Source organism: Citrobacter amalonaticus (assembly GCF_018323885.1).
Taxonomy (GTDB): domain Bacteria; phylum Pseudomonadota; class Gammaproteobacteria; order Enterobacterales; family Enterobacteriaceae; genus Citrobacter_A; species Citrobacter_A amalonaticus.
Map to the genome: position 1 here is coordinate 15,301 of NZ_AP024587.1, position 17,665 is coordinate 32,965.

Annotated in this window: 17 protein-coding genes and 3 pseudogenes; 12 read left to right on the top strand and 8 right to left on the bottom strand. The window is 50.7% G+C overall.

What is annotated here, in order from left to right:
• Positions 1 to 135: 135 nt before the first annotated feature.
• The 6 genes and pseudogenes from KI228_RS23345 to KI228_RS23370 all read right to left on the bottom strand — a co-directional run bounded on the left by KI228_RS23345 (position 136) and on the right by KI228_RS23370 (position 5,887).
• Positions 136 to 1,254, bottom strand: coding sequence for an NADH:flavin oxidoreductase/NADH oxidase (locus KI228_RS23345; protein WP_121572308.1), 1,119 nt, complete (start codon positions 1,252 to 1,254; stop codon positions 136 to 138).
• Between the two features lie 113 nt (positions 1,255 to 1,367).
• The gene (locus KI228_RS23350) at positions 1,368 to 1,988 is read right to left on the bottom strand and encodes a DUF1349 domain-containing protein (protein WP_121572307.1); all 621 of its coding nucleotides are present in this window, start codon (positions 1,986 to 1,988) and stop codon (positions 1,368 to 1,370) included.
• A 120-nt stretch (positions 1,989 to 2,108) separates the two neighbouring features.
• Positions 2,109 to 3,284 (bottom strand): MFS transporter, encoded by a 1,176-nt coding sequence (locus tag KI228_RS23355; RefSeq protein WP_224267617.1) that lies wholly within the window; start codon positions 3,282 to 3,284, stop codon positions 2,109 to 2,111.
• 107 nt (positions 3,285 to 3,391) lie between these two features.
• A pseudogene (locus tag KI228_RS23360) lies at positions 3,392 to 3,712 on the bottom strand (P-loop NTPase family protein); the annotation flags it as partial.
• A 164-nt stretch (positions 3,713 to 3,876) separates the two neighbouring features.
• Positions 3,877 to 5,076 (bottom strand): MFS transporter, encoded by a 1,200-nt coding sequence (locus tag KI228_RS23365; RefSeq protein ID WP_224267616.1) that lies wholly within the window; start codon positions 5,074 to 5,076, stop codon positions 3,877 to 3,879.
• Between the two features lie 52 nt (positions 5,077 to 5,128).
• Positions 5,129 to 5,887, bottom strand: a complete 759-nt coding sequence (locus KI228_RS23370; protein WP_121572306.1) for a DeoR/GlpR family DNA-binding transcription regulator — start codon at positions 5,885 to 5,887, stop codon at positions 5,129 to 5,131.
• 255 nt (positions 5,888 to 6,142) lie between these two features.
• Here KI228_RS23370 and KI228_RS23375 point away from each other — a divergent pair, with 255 nt between their 5' ends.
• The 6 genes from KI228_RS23375 to napF all read left to right on the top strand — a co-directional run bounded on the left by KI228_RS23375 (position 6,143) and on the right by napF (position 12,256).
• Entirely contained in the window at positions 6,143 to 7,177 is a 1,035-nt protein-coding gene (locus tag KI228_RS23375; protein WP_419762358.1) for an IS630 family transposase, read from the top strand.
• 74 nt (positions 7,178 to 7,251) lie between these two features.
• Positions 7,252 to 9,684, top strand: a complete 2,433-nt coding sequence (locus KI228_RS23380; protein ID WP_212807623.1) for a DMSO/selenate family reductase complex A subunit — start codon at positions 7,252 to 7,254, stop codon at positions 9,682 to 9,684.
• 13 nt (positions 9,685 to 9,697) lie between these two features.
• Positions 9,698 to 10,324 carry a DMSO/selenate family reductase complex B subunit gene (locus KI228_RS23385; protein WP_121572303.1) on the top strand — a complete coding sequence of 209 codons (627 nt, stop codon included), beginning with the start codon at positions 9,698 to 9,700 and terminating at the stop codon, positions 10,322 to 10,324.
• Positions 10,317 to 11,090: a dimethyl sulfoxide reductase anchor subunit family protein gene (locus KI228_RS23390; protein ID WP_121572302.1), complete on the top strand. Its 774-nt coding sequence runs from the start codon at positions 10,317 to 10,319 to the stop codon at positions 11,088 to 11,090. The genes KI228_RS23385 and KI228_RS23390 overlap by 8 nt, the downstream gene beginning before the upstream one ends.
• 36 nt (positions 11,091 to 11,126) lie before the next feature.
• The gene (locus KI228_RS23395) at positions 11,127 to 11,723 is read left to right on the top strand and encodes a TorD/DmsD family molecular chaperone (RefSeq protein ID WP_121572301.1); all 597 of its coding nucleotides are present in this window, start codon (positions 11,127 to 11,129) and stop codon (positions 11,721 to 11,723) included.
• A gap of 29 nt (positions 11,724 to 11,752) precedes the next feature.
• The gene (napF, locus tag KI228_RS23400; RefSeq protein ID WP_224267622.1) at positions 11,753 to 12,256 is read left to right on the top strand and encodes a ferredoxin-type protein NapF; all 504 of its coding nucleotides are present in this window, start codon (positions 11,753 to 11,755) and stop codon (positions 12,254 to 12,256) included.
• A 308-nt stretch (positions 12,257 to 12,564) separates the two neighbouring features.
• Here napF and KI228_RS23405 read toward each other — a convergent pair whose 3' ends face one another.
• Positions 12,565 to 12,714 carry a hypothetical protein gene (locus tag KI228_RS23405; protein ID WP_161556284.1) on the bottom strand — a complete coding sequence of 50 codons (150 nt, stop codon included), beginning with the start codon at positions 12,712 to 12,714 and terminating at the stop codon, positions 12,565 to 12,567.
• A gap of 266 nt (positions 12,715 to 12,980) precedes the next feature.
• Here KI228_RS23405 and frmR point away from each other — a divergent pair, with 266 nt between their 5' ends.
• The 4 genes from frmR (at position 12,981) to fghA (ending at position 15,742) form a co-directional block, all read left to right on the top strand.
• Positions 12,981 to 13,256: a formaldehyde-responsive transcriptional repressor FrmR gene (gene frmR, locus KI228_RS23410; protein ID WP_121572299.1), complete on the top strand. Its 276-nt coding sequence runs from the start codon at positions 12,981 to 12,983 to the stop codon at positions 13,254 to 13,256.
• Positions 13,257 to 13,290: 34 nt separating this feature from the next.
• The gene (locus tag KI228_RS23415; RefSeq protein ID WP_121572298.1) at positions 13,291 to 14,400 is read left to right on the top strand and encodes an S-(hydroxymethyl)glutathione dehydrogenase/class III alcohol dehydrogenase; all 1,110 of its coding nucleotides are present in this window, start codon (positions 13,291 to 13,293) and stop codon (positions 14,398 to 14,400) included.
• Between the two features lie 41 nt (positions 14,401 to 14,441).
• Entirely contained in the window at positions 14,442 to 14,840 is a 399-nt protein-coding gene (locus tag KI228_RS23420; RefSeq protein ID WP_008813494.1) for a VOC family protein, read from the top strand.
• Between the two features lie 65 nt (positions 14,841 to 14,905).
• Positions 14,906 to 15,742, top strand: coding sequence for an S-formylglutathione hydrolase (gene fghA / locus KI228_RS23425; protein ID WP_047732446.1), 837 nt, complete (start codon positions 14,906 to 14,908; stop codon positions 15,740 to 15,742).
• 27 nt (positions 15,743 to 15,769) lie between these two features.
• On the opposite strand, the gene KI228_RS23430 is transcribed toward fghA, so the two are convergent.
• Positions 15,770 to 16,405: a recombinase family protein gene (locus KI228_RS23430; RefSeq protein WP_047732266.1), complete on the bottom strand. Its 636-nt coding sequence runs from the start codon at positions 16,403 to 16,405 to the stop codon at positions 15,770 to 15,772.
• Positions 16,406 to 16,572: 167 nt separating this feature from the next.
• Here KI228_RS23430 and KI228_RS24420 point away from each other — a divergent pair.
• Both KI228_RS24420 and KI228_RS23435 read left to right on the top strand, forming a co-directional pair.
• Positions 16,573 to 16,860 (top strand): annotated as a pseudogene (locus tag KI228_RS24420) (DUF4158 domain-containing protein); the annotation flags it as partial.
• Between the two features lie 37 nt (positions 16,861 to 16,897).
• Positions 16,898 to 17,631, top strand: a pseudogene (locus KI228_RS23435) (Tn3 family transposase); the annotation flags it as partial.
• Positions 17,632 to 17,665: the final 34 nt, after the last annotated feature.

Genomic DNA, 17,665 nt, shown 5'->3' on the forward strand with positions numbered 1-17,665 from the left:
TCATGACTGTTTATAGTACAGCAGTCTTATCCCTTTACCGTCAGTGGTAGTCAGACAGAAAAAATTAAACCGGCGTTGACTGTCCGAGGAAGCCCTTATAGTGCGTTTTCGTACGGTTGGACCTCAAACCCTTGGTTAGGTAATTTTGAAAAACTCTCTGTTGAGTGCTTCGGAACTCGCCTGGAGCGTGGTTCTGTGCGGTGGGAGTGGTTTGGTGCGTTCATCCTGCAGTCGCTGGGCAGCGTGCAGCGGCCAGTGAGGGTCGATCAGTGCTGCACGACCGAGCATGATCGCGTCAGCATTCTCTTGAACAAGAATGCTTTCCGCATGCTCTGCTGTGGTAATCAACCCAACCGCACTGACAGGCAACTCACAAACGTCGCGCACAGCCCGCGCAGCTGCTACCTGATAGCCTGGCCCAACGCTGATTTCTGGGTTAGGTGTGTTTCCACCCGTGGATACGTCAATAAAGTCCACCCCTTCTTCACGCAGCCAACTGGCGACTTCAGCTACTTCCGAGACGGTAAGACCGTTCTCCTCCCAATCGGTCGCAGATAAGCGAACGAACAAGGGCACATCAGGAATTGCGCGACGGATTGCCCTCACAACCTGGAGGAGTACGCATGCGCGATTCACGAGACGTCCGCCATAGTCATCGGTTCGTGCATTACTCAGCGGCGAGAGAAACTGATGCAGGAGATATCCATGAGCAGCATGGACTTCGACCACATCGAAACCAGCAGCAACCGCGCGTTGTGCCGCCAAAGCAAAAGCGGTTGGAATTTGGCTGATTTCGTCGGATGTCAGTTCAGACGGAACAGCATAGTCTCCAAAGGCGATCGGTGAAGGTGCGACAGTGCTCCATCCACCTTCATCTAGAGGCACTGACCCGCGTGCTCCACTAAACGGGTTCAAAGCACCAGCTTTTCTCCCGGCATGACCCAATTGCACGCCGATGCGTGAACCACGGGCGTGTACTGCTTGAGTGATTCGAGCCCACGCATCGCGCTGCTCATCATTCCACAGACCCGTGTCGTGCGGCGTTGTGCGCCCTTCGGGGCAAACAGCCGTGGCTTCAGTAAGGATCAGACCAAATCCACCATTTGCAAACGCGGAAAGATGAACGTGATGCCAGTCGTTGGGCATGCCATCATCAGCCATGTACTGGCACATGGGCGCCACCCAGGCCCTATTTGGGATCGTGACACCCTTAATTGTCAGGGGCGAAAAAAGTCGGGTTTTTGCAGAAACCATCAAACTACCTAAATGCTTTGATCAAAAGAGAATATGAATGCAGTGGTGTTCCATAACATGCATCCAGTTGAATGCATGAATAGCTGGATGCATCTTGGGTCATTCAGACGCCATCACTTGCCATCGCGGAAATCGGCAATGCTCACGTTGGTCAATGCGTAATCACTGAACACAACCCGGCAGCCGTCTGCATTGGGAGACTGCGCTTCAAAGCCAACCTCTGGCTCTTGCTCAGTGTTATCGAAAGCGAATGCCCGCACGAAGATCCACTTCGCGCCATCAAGCGAGGCATGCAGTGCATACACGTTATCCTTGCGAGAGATGCGCAGATTGACCTGCTTTCCATCCACCACGAAGGCATTTGCATCGTCAGAGGTAGCACCTTTGTTGATGACGGAAACCACCATGGGTTCGCCGTCCGGCGAATATTCGAAGCACAGCTTTGCCCAGGTGCGCTCATCCACTCGCAGGAACAGGACGCCTGCATCAAACGTGGCACCGAACTCTACGTTTACCGTCGCGCGGAACTGAAAATCACCTGATGGAACGCGAGTCATCAACGTCGCAGCGTTGTGTCGGCTGGCAGTCGTGACCACAGAACCAGCGCGGCCGGGGTCGATAAAAATGTCGCTATGTCCAGGTGCGAGCACGCTTACGCGGCCGCTGACATCATCAACCTTCCAGTCAGAACCTTGCGAGGCAATAAAGTCGTTAGATATGTTGTGCAGTTTCATCAAGCTCTCCAGTTGTTAGTCTGCGGAAAAAGTGCGCCACTAAAAGAACCCTCCATTGCGAAACCATTTCGTCAATGTGCTTGGCATGGGGGACATGTTTTTGAAGGTGGCTGTTCAAGTTCATGCGTTACGTCTTTGCAAGGTGGGGGCCAACAGCAGCGGCAGAGCCAACAGCGCCAGGACGACAAGCATCGTGAGCCGAAGACCGATGTGCTCGCCAATAAGGCCGAGCAACGGAGGGCCGACCAGAAACGCCATGTAGCCGATCGTTGCAAGGACCGCGATGCGCGCAGCTGGATCGTGGCCAACGGAGGCTCCAGCCGACATCGCTACGGGAAATCCCAGTGATGCACCGATCCCCCACAGAAACACGCCAACACCTGCCACATACAAGGAGGGGGCGAGAACGACAATCAGTATTCCAATGGCACCGATTAGCGCACTGGCGCGAATTACGCTGACAGGGCCGAAGCGACGCAGCACACCTGTTCCCAAGAACCGCCCCAAAGTCATCGTCGCAGCGAAAGCGACGAACAGAAGCGAACCAACGACTTCAGAGGTTTCGTGCGCATCCACAATCAGTAGCGGTAGCCAGTCGTTGGCGGAACCTTCGGCCAGCGCCACAGCCAGCACGATCGAACCAATGAGGATGAGCTTCGGGTCATCCTTGATGGTCGCGATAAAGCCTCGCTTGTTCCCGGAATTAGTCGCGCGAGCACCGTGTGATCCGACCACACCGTAGGTGACATAGACCAGCATCGGACTCAGCAGCGCACAGACGACGAGCATGTGCGAGGTGACGGACAAGCCTTGTGCAACCAGTAGCAGACCGCACACGGCACCGAGTGTCGTACCCAGGCTGAAGCAGCCGTGCACGAGCGTCAGCACGGGCCGGCCCAGACCACGTTCCACATGCGCCCCCAACACGTTGACGGCCACTTCGGCTTGGGCCATGCCAAAACCGACCAGGCCCAAGCCCAAGCCTGTCGTCCAGGCTAGAGCAAGGTGTGTACCGCTCGACAGAACGATCAACCCCGCCAAAGCGAGCGTCATGCCCGCGCAGACAGCACGGTCTGCACCGATACGGGCCACGATGTTGCCAGCCAGCAGAATCCCGCCCATCGAGCCTAGCGAGAACCCGAAAAGGATGAGGCCCATCTCTGCTGTGGATGCGCTTAGAGCGTCGCGGATAGAGGGCGTGCGCACGATCCAGGAGGCCATGACAAAGCCGAGCACGAGGAAACATCCGAATAATGCCCGGCGCGTTTTGAGCAATCTTGTGTTTTCAGTATTCACATTCGTTCTTTGGTTTTAGGGGGCCTTAGGCCTTGCTGGTTGATCTGACGGAGCGAGCCATTTGTTTGCCTACCAGTTCATTCGAGAGATAAGGCGCTGTACGGCTTACCTTTAGACGACCGAGCGGGAGGCGTACCCCGACGCTGTTGCAGCGCCACGGCAGGAGGCAGGCCGTCGATAGCGGCCACATCCGGCGTACCCGCCTGGTCGATCAGCCGACATGCATAGGGCACGACGGATTCCCGGTAGCGACGCTGCGACTCGGCATATAAGGTGCCGAACGCCAGGGACGACTTGCCCGAACCCGAGATACCCGTGAAGACCACAAGCGCGTCACGTGGAATCTCAACGTCAATGTTCTTGATGTTGTGTTCCCGTGCCCCGCGAACACGTACAAAGCCATGAGTTTTAACTATCCCGTTCTTCATAATGCTGACTGATATTGATCGTGATTTTTTCCGAATTCGGACGGCGTGCGAAAGGTAATGGTCCAGCGCAATGATGCCGTTGGCTCAACACTATGTTGCCAAGTCCATCGTGCATAGCCTTCAATGCGATAGATGGATCGTGGGGCCACTTCCCAATCCACGCCCTACACAGCGGGACGCAACCGCTCAACTGCCGGAGTTGCAAAGGCACAAAGTACGATAAGGACGCTGGCGGCAAGAATGGCGGCAGTAATTCCGCTGAAATCTATCGCCCAGCCCCCGAGCATTGCTCCGGCAGCAATGCCGCTGTTGCACGCAGAAATATTCAGCGTGCCAGCCAACGCTTTGCCACTGCGGGCGGCATTGATGACACGTATTTGCCCAAGCGGGAATAGTGCTGTATGTGCGACACCCCAAATCACGAGGGAAGCAACAAACAAGATTGGCTGCCCAGCAAACAGAGCAGCACTCGCGGCACCTGCTCCAAGCATGAGGCAGAAAATGATATTGGCCTTGACTGCGTGCCCATCAACGAGGCGCCCGGCGAGGTAATTTCCCAACAATCCCACCGTGCCGAAGCCCATCAGCCACCAGCCGACCTGAGCCGGCGCAATACCTCCTGAACGCTCCAACATATCGGCGAGATAGGTATATGCGCCAAACATGGCGGTGAACACCCCGAGTGACAGCAGGAGATTGGCGATAAAAAAGCGGTTAGCCAACGTGGCAATCTGACTTTTTAGGGACTCTTGGGGGCCGGGAGATAGTTCAGGCATGACCTTGCGCAAAAGCATCGCCATCGCGAGGGACAGGACGGCCAAGACCCAGAAAGCTCCACGCCACCCAACAGCATCACCCAGCACCGTGCCCAATGGCAGTCCGAATAGCAAAGCGGCTGTGACACCGAAATAGACCTGAGAAATGGCTTTTCCCGATTTTTCTTTGGCGGCCAGTTTTCCTGCCGCATCACTACCGACACCCCAAAACACGGGTAAAAGTGCAGCAGGAACAATCCGTGCAATAAGCACAGCCCAGTAGTTCGGCGCGAGTGCAACCGCTACATTGCTCAATGCGAACGCAACCAGTATCCAGGTAAACAGAGAACGTCGCTCAATGCGAGCAAAAGCCGCAGTTAGCGGCGGGCCAGCAAAGACCACAGTAATAGCAAATGCTGTGACCAACTGGCCAGCTACTGGAATAGAGATATTCAAATCTCTTGCCAAAGTAGGTATCAGTCCGATGATGATAAATTCCGTGGTCACGATAACGAATGCGGCCAATGAGAGGATGGCTATGGAAATAGCCTCAGTTCGTGATTTCCTCCCGGTAGCAAGCATTTCCCGTGTATTCAAAATTCCGCTCATAACTATTAAATAATTCCTAGCCTATTAAGCCTTTACGGCCACTAATAGAGACTTAATCTGCAACATCGACCTGAATTCCTATTTCGGAGAAATCCGAAATGGCCGAGGGATCGAGGTCATGCTCAACGATCAATACGTCAATTTCGCTCGCCTCGGTCAGCTTGTAAGGTGCAGCCGTGCCCACCTTGTTGGTTGTCACCGGCACAACGATTTGAGAACTTTGCTCGATAAGGCAGCGCTTGAGTTCGGCTTCTTCTGGATCTAATGCAGTAATTCCCAAGACCTTATCAACACCACATGCTCCAAGAATAAGAACATCAACGTAAATTTTCTTTAGCTCCTGGATAGTCTGACTTCCGAGACATGCGCCTTTGATGGGATTGAAAATCCCACCCAGCACGAGAACTTTGCAAAGTGTGTGGTCAGAAAGCGCGACTGCAACTGCGGGAGCGTTTGTAATGACCGTAAACCTTTTTGACCTCGGTAATTCAGCAGCGACTGCGATATTCGTCGAACTGGCATCTATGAATATCGTTTGACCCTCTTCTATGTGAGCGGATACTCGTTTCGCTAATTTCTGCTTGTCCTCAGGCGCATCTGTCGTTCGCTGCTGGATGTTTCCAAAATCAGGGGCCGGTGCCAAAGCTCCGCCATAAACCCTGCGGCAGAGGCCCAAGCGAGCCAACTCGCGGAGGTCTCGCCTGACCGCGTCCTCTGACACGTTGAACTCTTTCGCCAATTCGGTAGCGATCACGCGACCCTTCGCAGCCAAATGTGCACAAATGCGATCTTGTCTCTCTTGATTGAGCACGATTGCGTTCCTGTTTCGAGGGTTTTAAGTTTGATTGTGCGCACTATTGCACGTTTGTGAAAGTTGTGCAATGATGCGTCATGATCAGGAGGCAAAGGCTGCTTCGTACCCACAGGGCTTGCGTCTAGGATGGTGACGGAATTTTCAGGTGGTTCACGTATAGGAAATTGGAACCTTTTTATGCCGGAGTGGTGTGGTTGAAATTTAACCACACCCCGGTTCATTTTACGGATAATGAAGATCATGCTGACCTGCGTGAACGTTGAACTGACGACAGAACAGAAAATAGCCTTTGAAAAAATACAACGCCAGAGTAGTGATCGCCATGTCCGCGACAGAGTGCGATGCGTGTTGCTTTCTTCTGAAGGATGGTCAACGGCCATGATCGCGCAGTCTCAACATATCCATGAAACAACGGTGCGTCGACATCTCAATGACTGGCTGAATGAGCAAAAACTGGTGCCAGAAAATGGCGGTTCTCAGAGCCATCTCAGCGAAGAACAGACCAAAAAACTGAGGGTTCACCTTACCCGTAACCTTCTTCCAGCCACAGTGAGCATCATTGAGCTGGTTGATGAATGGTGGGGTATCCGCTATACCATTCCGGGCATGAATAAGTGGCTGCACCGCAACGGCTTAAGTTACAGAAAACCGGCTGGCGTCCCTCATAAATACAGCGCGGAAGCACAGCAGGCGTTCGTGGAAATCTACGAAAAACTGAAACAGGAAGCCGGAGACGATGACCCCATTCTGTTCATTGATGGCGTGCATCCGACGCAGGGAACAAAACTGGCTTATGGCTGGATGCCTGCCGGAAAAAAAAACCATGTAGTCGAAACCACCGGCAGTCGCCCGCGCCTGAACATCATGGGTGCCCTGAACCTGAACGATATCAGTCGGACGGTCATCTGGGAATATGACAAAATCAACAGCCATAATATAGCCCTGTTCTTTATAGATGTCCGTGAAACGTACCCGATAAAACAGAAGGTTCATATCATCCTTGACGGTGCCGAATATCACCGGACGGAGCAGGTAAAAACATGGGCTTATCTGCTGAATATAGAACGTCATTACCTCCCGCCATACAAAACCAATCTGAATCCGATAGAAAGGTTGTGGAAAGTGATGAATGAACAGGGAAGGAACAACAGTTACTTTAACTCACCAAAGGTGCTCCGGGAGGAAATACATCGCTTCTTCAGCGTTAAATTACCGGCTGTCGCCGAGACTCTGGTTGGCCGTATTAATGACAATTTCCAGTTGATGAAAAATGCAGCTTCAAGTTAATCATGTATACATAAGCAATCCTTTGTAATTATTTTTATACACAATAATAATGGAAACAATGTGAGGAATAAGGGATGGAAATAAACGTGTTGTTAGATTCAGCAATATCCCGGCGCGAGGTGATAACTAGCAGTGCTAAATTGAGCGCCGCAGTTGCGCTTAGTCAAGGAATTATTTTACCATTTTCTAGCGTCGCTCAGGCCTCAACACCTAAAACGGTGGCTTCAGGTGAAATCGTCCAACACAGTGCCTGTCTAGTTAACTGCGGCAGTCGCTGTCCACTTAAGGTTATTGTTAAAGACGATCGGATCGTCCGAATCGAACCTGAAGATGTAAAAAATGATGCGGTTTTTGGCGAACATCAGATTCGCCCCTGTCTGCGTGGCCGTTCCAGTCGCTGGCGGGTATATAGCCCGGATAGAATAAAATATCCTATGAAACGCGTCGGTAAACGTGGCGAAGGTAAATTTAAGCGTATATCTTGGGATGAAGCAACAGCATTTGTTGCCTCAGAGTTAAAACGTGTGACGGAAAAATATGGGCGTGAGGCAATTTATTATAATTATTCTACAGGCGCTATAGGTCATAACACGCAAGGTACGCCTGCTTGGGAACGCCTTTTAAATATATCCGGTGGATATCTTAATTATCACAACAGCTATTCTGATGCTCAAATTAATGTAGCATCACTGTTTTCTTATGGAAAATATGAAGGAAGTCACTTTACACAAATCGCCCATTCTGACTTGGTGGTATTATTTGGCCTAAACCTGTCGGAAACGCGCATGTCGGGTGGCGGCCAGGTAGAAGAACTTCGTCGAGCACTTGAGACATCAAAAGCGCGAGTAATTATCATCGATCCGCGTTACACCGACTCTGTCGTGACTGAAAATGCGGAGTGGCTTCCTATTCGCCCAACTACCGATGCTGCCCTGGTGGCGGGGATAGCGCATACACTGATCGCTGAAAAGTTGATTGATGAAGAGCTGGTGAATAAATACTGTGTCGGTTACGACCGTAGTACGTTGCCGGAAAGCGCAGCACCAAACGCCAGTTACAAAGATTATGTACTGGGTACCGGTGACGATGGCATCGAAAAAACACCTGAGTGGGCGGCAGATATCTGTGGTATTCCGGCGACCCGTATACGCCAATTAGCGCGCGAAATTGCCACTGCCCGTGCTTGTTATATCTGCCAGGGATGGGGGCCTCAGCGCCACGCCAACGGTGAGCAAACTGTGCGAGCTATCCAGACATTGCCTGTACTTACTGGCCATTTTGGACTGCCGGGGACCAATAGCGGTAACTGGCCCTACGGCACGCCGTATGGTGTGCCAGTGCTGCCTGTAGGTACAAATCCTGTCAAAACCTCAATCTCTTTCTACCTCTGGGCCGATGCAATTAAAAATCCAGAAAAAATTACGGCTAAAACGATGGGGATAGGATTAAAAGGAGCAGAGCAGCTTAAAACGGGTATTAAGCTGATAATCAATCAGGCGAGTAATGTGTTGCTAAACCAGCACAGTGAAATAAGCCGCACCCGTAAAATTATTTCTGACGAAACACTCTGTGAAACCATCATAGTCATTGAAAATCATATGACACCCAGCGCGAAGTATGCAGACCTCCTGCTGCCAGAAACCAGCTACCTTGAAGCAGAAGACTTGATTGATAGCTCATACGCTGCGGGTTCTCATAACTATATGATTGCATTTCAGAAAGCGATAATGCCGATGTGGGAAGTGCGTAGCACTTACGATATCTGCGCGGATATTGCCGGTCATCTGGGTCTGCGTGAGGAATACACTGAAGGAAGAACCCAGGGGCAGTGGGCAGAGATGCTCTACCAGCAGGTTCGAGAAAAACGTCCGTATCTACCGGAGTGGGGTATGGCGAAGGGGATGGGACTTATTGATCAGGGTGTTGCGTCAGAAAAGCAGAGTCTGGCTTTTGCGGATTTCCGTGCTGACGCTAAAGCTAACCCGTTGACGACACCGTCAGGAAAGATCGAGCTTTATTCACAGGCGCTGGCCGATTTAGAGAAAATTTTACCTTTGCAGGAATACGAACGAATCCCGGCAGTGCCTGAGTTTTGCGTAGTGAGAGAATCGCACCTTAACAAAGAATTGTTTGCGAAATATCCACTGCAACTGACTGGCTTTCATACGAAAGGCCATACCCACTCAACCTACACTAACGTACTGATGCTACGTGAAGCAGTGCCGGATGAGGTGTGGATCAATCAGTTAGATGCCAGTGAGCGTCAGTTAGTTTCTGGAGATCTGGTTCATGTATTTAATGATCGCGGTGTAGTGGAAATTCCTTGCAAAGTGACCAATCGGATTTTACCCGGAGTAGTGGCTATGCCACAGGGCGCATGGACCCGGCTGGACAGCAACGGAGTGGATGTTGGCGGATGCCTTAACACTCTGACCAAATATCAACCTTCAGCGCTGGCAAAGGCAAATCCACACCATACCAACCTGGTCGATATCAAACGCGCTTAAGGAGTTATCTAAAATGAAACAGTATGGTTTTTACGTTGACTCCTCGCGCTGCTCAGGCTGCAAGACTTGCCAGGTAAGTTGTAAGGACAATAAAGATCTGGATGTCGGGCCTAAATTTCGGCGAGTGTACGAATACGGTGGTGGAAGCTGGGTGAAAGAGGGTAATAGTTGGCACAACGACACCTTTACCTACTATCTGTCTATTGCATGTAACCACTGTGATGAGCCAGTTTGTGTATCTGGTTGTCCAACAGGAGCGATGCACAAACGACAAGAGGATGGGCTGGTGCTGGTAAACGAGGAAGTTTGCGTGGGGTGTCGGTATTGTGAAATGCGCTGCCCGTATGGTGCCCCGCAGTTTGATACGCGTGCAAAAGTAATGCGTAAATGTGACGGTTGTCTCGACAGACTGGAAAGTAATCTGCGTCCGATCTGTGTGGACTCTTGCCCACAGCGTGCGCTGGATTTTGGGCCAATTGACGAGCTACGCGCTCGATACGGTACTGAAAATCAGATTGCACCGTTGCCAAATGCGTCATTAACTCACCCTAACCTCATCATTAAACCACATCCAAAATCGCGGCTAACGGGGGATACTGACGGTGCGATCATGAATATTCGGGAGGTGCGCCATGCATGAGTTACCACTGGTGTTTTTTACGGTATTCACCCAAAGTGCCGTAGGGGCTTTTGTCCTGCTGATGATTGGTGGCACGCTCGGTCATATTGATGCACGTCGTCAGACCATTGGACTAGTTGCGATGATGTGTTTGTTCGGTTTGGGGGTGATTACCGGCATCTTCCACGTTGGGCAGCCGTTGCGTGCGATGAACATGCTGTTTCGTATCGGCTATTCTCCGATGAGTAATGAAATTGCGTTGTCGGCTTTGTTTGGTGCACTAGGCGGGCTAAGTACATTTGGTCTGCTTTTGAACCGTGGCGCAATCGCACTGTTTAAGGCGCTTGCCTGGTTAGCTGCGGTAGTAGGCATTTTGTTTTTATTGGCTATCCCACAAATTTACCAGTTACCCACTGTTGCTACCTGGCGTTCGTCTTACACCACTGTGATGATGGCGCTGACACCTTTGATTGGTGGGGGGGCGTTAGCTGCGTTGTTTGGTGCACGTCGTCTGGGATTGCTGGTGAGCGTTTTGGCGATCTTGGCTAGCTTCTGTCTGCGTCCCGGATACATGTTGACGCTGATGAATGCTGATGTAGCGCTAACGGCCGCACAAAACAGTTGGTTCACCGCACAAGCGGTCCTACTAGCTGCTGGTGTGGTGGGGGCGATAGGCTATGCCCGATTTAAATCTGGATATACAGTTTTTATGATGGCGACGGTGGTGCTTGTAGCTGAGTTGACTGGTCGAATTGCGTTCTACAACTTGTGGGCGTTGCCGATGTAATCTCGCCTGTATTTTACGCATAATCAGGAGTTATTGATGTCTTCTTATGCTGTATTGCCGCGTATTCTTGGTGCGCTATTTTATTACTCTCCCGAGAAATCAGAAACTAGGGAGCTCTTTTCCTGCCTACCGACGTTGGCCGATCTTTATCCATGGCGCGACCGTGAATACATTGAGCAACTATGTTTATCATGGCCGTTACCGGATGGTGACTCGCTTATCTGGCAGTTTTCGGTGCTGTTTGAGGGACAGGGAAAAATGCCTGTCCCACCTTGGGGATCAGTCTGGCTGGAAAAAGATAATCTACTAATGGGGGAAACGACCGCCGACTATCGGGAGTTTTTACAGTCTCAGGGATTGGTATTTGATGACCGACAGCGTGAACCGGAGGATCAGTTTGGTCTGATGCTCTTGGCTCTTAGTTCTTTGCTGGAAGCGAATAATGAAGCGGCAGCTAATCGATTATTGGAGGTGTATTTGCTGCCTTGGGGATACAGTTATCTTGAGTTGCTGCAAAACAATACGATCAGCCCATTCTATGCCCATCTCGCCGTTTTGTCTGCCTGTTATTTGCAGGATGTTCAACATCAGCAGGGATTACAGCCTGATAAAACGCGTTTGTTTTTCGGATGAGTAAAACAGAGATGTATTATAAGGAACTGATGTCCCACCGGCATGTGAGCCGGCGGGCGCTGTTCCGTGCCTTTATTACGGCAGTACGCCATACCGCGCCAGCAACCCTACCAGCGCACTCTTTACCGCCCGGGATACTATCTGACGAGCACTTTCGCACGCAATGCACTCGCTGTGATGCTTGTATTGATGCTTGTCCAATGGGAATTTTGAGTAAGAATGAAGACGGTTTTCCGCAGCTTCGTATCGAATATGCAAGCTGTGATGGTTGTGGTTTATGTATTAATGTGTGTTCTGAGGGCGCGCTACGTCCCCTAACTCGCTTTGATACAGGATTACGGCCTGTATTTAGCCAACTTTGTGTGAGTTCAGTATGGGCCTGTAAACAATGTGTGGATGTCTGCCAAGAACAGGCCTGTCTGATTGGGGAAGGTGGCCTTCCTCAAGTTGACTATGAACGCTGTAACGGTTGTGGTGAGTGCCTGGTGCAGTGTGGTCACAGTGCGATAACCCTTGAGATTTTTTTTAAATAATTCCGTGACACTGAACCGCCCCGGTTTTCCGGGAGAGTGTTTTGTCTATGAACACAGGCTGCCAGATCACCGTCTATGATGGAAGCGTGATATGCCTTTTCTGAATCGCCACGGATAATCTAGACACTTCCGAGCCGTTGATAATATTGATTTTCATATTCCGTCGGTGGCATCTGATCACTCGAACCATGCCGACGCTTACTGTTATATAGTCGGATAAGCACAGCCAGTTGCCTGACTGTGCTCTCCTAAGAACGGAGCGTGCGACTTTTACCGCACTCCGCTCAAGCCTCTCAAAGGCTTTATTGTTACCCGGCAAACTTCTCATAACGCAGTTTCTGGCGACATGTACCAGCCGTTTCGGCCTTTTCCCCGATTAGTTCAGCCACCGGTGTTACGGCCTCGGCTTGCTTCAGAATGGACATGATCTGGCTGTCAGTAAAACATAATTTTTTCATAGAGATCTCCCCGGTTCAGATTACGAGAGAATTCTACTTATGAATACACCGGTTTTTCGGGGGGATTACCATACAACTCAGCGACGGACGCCACTGACTTTCACCAAATTAGTCGCACCTTCCTTAACTAACAATATGATTTATTTAATAAATAAAAAAGATCAGCGTTTGTGCTCTGTAACACCCATAATACTATAGTGGAGTATATGTTGATTAAAAAAGTATACCCCACTATAGTATATAAAATCAAAAATTGGAGGTAAAAGATGCCCAGCACTCCTGAAGAGAAAAAAAAAGTCCTTACCCGTGTTCGCCGCATAAAGGGTCAGATTGATGCCCTGGAAAGAGCGCTTGAAAATGGCGATGAATGCCGTTCCATTCTCCAGCAAATCGCCGCCATCCGTGGAGCCGCTAACGGACTGATGGCTGAAGTGCTCGAAAGCCATATACGAGAAACATTTGACCAGAATGACAGTTACAGCAGGGAAATCAGTAAATCGGTTGACGATACGATTGACCTGGTTCGTGCCTATCTGAAATAACTTAAATCATTATCACACCAAGGAAAACTTAAACATGAAATCACGTGCCGCCGTTGCATTTGCGCCAGGAATGCCTCTGGAGATTGTTGAAATTGACGTTGCCTCCCCCAAAAAAGGCGAGGTACTGATTAAAAACACCCACACCGGAGTCTGCCATACCGATGCCTTTACCCTCTCCGGGAACGATCCTGAGGGCGTTTTCCCCGTGGTTCTCGGCCACGAAGGGGCCGGTATCGTCGTGGAGGTCGGTGAAGGCGTGACCAGCGTGAAGCCGGGAGACCATGTTATTCCTCTTTACACCGCCGAATGCGGGGAGTGTGAATTCTGTCAGTCCGGGAAAACGAACCTCTGTGTATCGGTTCGCGAAACTCAGGGAAAAGGACTGATGCCTGACGGAACCACCCGCTTTTCTTACAATGGCCAGCCTCTTTACCACTACATGGGATGCTCCACCTTCAGTGAGTATACGGTAGTGGCCGAGGTTTCTCTGGCAAAAATTAACCCGGAGGCAAACCATGAACACGTCTGCCTGCTGGGCTGTGGCGTGACTACCGGGATTGGCGCTGTTCACAACACAGCGAAAGTACAGCCTGGAGATTCTGTCGCTATTTTTGGTCTTGGCGCAATCGGTCTGGCTGCCGTTCAGGGGGCTCGCCAGGCAAAAGCAGGACGCATTATCGCTATCGACACCAACCCGGCCAAATTCGAACTTGCCCGTCAGTTCGGTGCAACCGACTGCATCAACCCGAACGACCATGACAAACCGATTAAAGATGTGCTGCTTGAAATCAACAAGTGGGGCATTGACCACACTTTTGAATGTATCGGTAACGTCAACGTTATGCGTGCGGCGCTGGAAAGTGCTCACCGTGGGTGGGGCCAGTCCATTGTCATCGGCGTGGCCGGCGCCGGGCAGGAGATATCCACCCGTCCATTCCAGCTCGTTACCGGGCGCGTATGGAAAGGTTCTGCTTTCGGCGGAGTGAAAGGCCGTACGCAGCTTCCGGCCATGGTAGAAGATGCCATGAAGGGTGAAATTGAACTGGAGCCATTTGTTACCCACACGATGACGCTGGATGAAATCAATGAGGCCTTCGATCTTATGCATGAAGGTAAATCAATCCGTACGGTAATCCGTTACTGATAGCGTCTTAACTGAGTCAAACCAACTGAAGGAAATGGATCATGGCAACACCTGTAATTTCTGGTAATGACGTTTTTTCCCACGTCTTCATCGGTGCATCCGATGTTGAAAAATCCGCTGATTTTTACGATGCTGTCCTCGGTACGCTTGGCATCAATAACCTCGGCCCGTTTGGCAATGGCTGGGTACTTTATGGTCGCGAAAAGCCAGCCTTTATTATTGCACGTCCGGGCAACGGTGAAGCGCCATCGGCCAACGGCGTTACTGTCGGCTTTGCAGCTGCAAGTCCGGAAGAAGTTGATGCTTTCCACGCCGCGGGCCTTGCCGCCGGAGGGAAAGATGAAGGTCAGCCTGGCCCGCGCAGCCATCTCCCTGGAGCCTATGCAGCCTACCTGCGAGACCCTGCGGGTAACAAAATCACGGCTTATACGTTCATCTGACGTCCTGCTATAAAGAGACTTCCCCTGACTCCCTGTCAGGGGAAATAACCATGAGACAGAGGCTGATGGAACTCATCGAGCAGCATGCCAGCGCTGGCGGCTGGCAAAACGTATACCACCATAATTCACAAACACTTAATTGTGAGATGAATTTCGGTGTTTATCTTCCCCCCAAAGCAGCAACAGAAAAACTGCCGGTGCTGTACTGGCTCTCGGGTCTGACTTGTACGGAGCAGAATTTCATCACCAAATCGGGTATGCAGCATTATGCCGCCAGGAACAACATCATCGTCGTTGTTCCTGATACCAGTCCCCGTGGAGAGCATGTCGCAGATGCTGACAGCTACGATCTGGGCCAGGGTGCCGGATTTTATCTGAACGCGACGGAACATCCGTGGAACACGCATTACAGGATGTATGACTATATTCTCCATGAGCTTCCGGATGTTGTCATGGAGCATTTACCTGTAACATCAAGGAAATCAATATCCGGTCACTCCATGGGGGGGCTGGGAGCGCTGGTTCTGTCGCTGCGAAATCCTGATGAATATGTGAGTGTATCGGCATTTTCACCAATAGTGTCACCTTCTCAGGTGCCATGGGGACAACAGGCATTCACCGCGTACCTGGGTGAAAATAAAAAAACGTGGGAGCACTACGATCCCGTCAGTCTCATTTTACAGGGTGCGAAATTACCAGAAATTTTTATTGACCAGGGATTAAGTGACGCCTTTTATGAAGATCAGTTACGCACTAAAAGTCTTGAAAGAGTGTGCAACGAGATGAACATCAACACATCATTCCGATATCATACTGGTTACGACCACAGCTATTATTTCATTTCCAGCTTTATTGGTGAGCACATTGCTTACCATGCCAACAGGCTCAGGCTGTCAGCATGAGTTGATTTCCAGCCTCAGAAAATGTGCTTAATTTTCAGGCCTGAACAGGGCCTGAATCCTGCAGACCTGAGATGTACTGTAACCGGTGGCTTCAGCAGTTTCTCTTATGCTCAGTTTCTTGACCTGTCGGTAATACAGAACTTTCTTATGTCGTTCCTGATCGGCCTGTTTGCCCCGGTATTTTCCCAGCGTATGTGCCCGTTCAATTCCCTGCTTCTGCCGATGGCGGCGGCTCAGCCAGTCCTTATGCGACATCGCGGCCATCAGGTCGATAAGCATATTATTGATGGCGGTTATCACGGCGCGGGTGATTGGGTCAGCCTGCGAAGGATCTTTATCTGACAGCGCCTGCCATGAGGTGGGTACATCGAGGCTGACAATCCGCAGCTCGTGTTGTTCAATTTGCTTCTTCAGCGTCATCCAGTCACTGTTGCTGAGACGGGTCAGGCGGTCTATCTGCTCGACCAGCAAAATATCATTGTGGTGACTGTCCATCAGTAAGCGCCCCAGCTCAGGGCGATCAAGTTTTGTCCCGCTGATATTTTCCCTGTAATAACTGGCTATTTTATGTCCCCGCTCCTGAACGAACTGCTCCAGCATCTCTTTTGCCCGATCGGCGAACTGATCTTCCGTCGATGCCCTTAAATAAGCTCTGATGAACATTTTTTCACCGCGTTATCGCATTTAGGTTATTGCATTTATTCTATCGCATATAGGTTATGTCATTCATCGTGTTCCGTCACGTTTTGGTTGTGGCGTCAGGGTGTACCCTTATGCGATAACCATTTTTGTTAAAAATACCGCATCGGATAATTTATGAGGGAAACTATATGGCAAGGAGGCAGATTCTTTCTCTGTCGGAAAGAGAATCATTACTGGCATTACCGGACGATGAGTTAACGCTGACACGAATGGCGTATTTTAGTGAGCATGATCTGGCGCTTATTAGTGTCCACCGTAAACCTGCCAGCCGTTTTGGTTTTGCCGTCCTTCTTTGCTATCTGAAAAATGTCGGATTTGCACCGGATAAAAAAATCCCACCCTCTGATGCGCTGCTGAAGCATATCGCCAGCAGGCTAAAACTTACCGGGGATCTCTGGCCTGCTTACCTTTCCGGCAGGGAAACCACGCGACGCGAACATTTAACCGAACTGTACCGCTACCGCGGGTTTCACCGATCATGTCTTTGCCCTGATGCATCTGCTGGGGTTTGCGTTCTGTCCGCGAATCAGGGATCTCCACGACAAGAAGCTGTTTATCAAAGGGAAAGCGGACCAGTACCCGGCGCTTCAGTCACTGATATCAACGACCAGCCTGAATCTGAAAGAGATCGAACTTCACTGGCGTGAAGTGCTGCGTCTGGCGACCTCGATAAAGCAGGGAACCGTGACAGCATCCCTGATGCTGAAAAAGCTAGCCAGCTACCCCAAGCAGAATGGACTTGCCAAAGCACTGAGAGAAATTGGCCGCATTGAGCGAACGCTGTTTATGCTCGACTGGTTCCGCGATCCAGCACTGCGTCGGCGGGTCCAAGCGGGGCTGAATAAAGGTGAGGCACGTAATGCACTGGCGAGGGCGGTATTTATGCACCGGCTGGGAGAAATCAGGGACAGGAAGCCGGAAAATCAGAGCTATCGTGCCAGTGGACTGACGCTTCTGACGGCTGCGATCTCGCTGTGGAATACTGTGTATATGGAAAGGGCGATCGATGCCCTGAAGCGTAAGGGACTAAAGATCAACGAACAACTGCTGTCGCATTTGTCTCCACTAGGCTGGGAACACATCAATCTGACAGGCGACTATATATGGAAAAGCAACCGGATACCGGCTTCCGGTCAGTTTCGTCGGCTGAGGCCCGCTAAAGTAGAAAGGTCAAAAAACAACCTTAACGTACAATAATTTTCGATATCCAAACTGACCCCT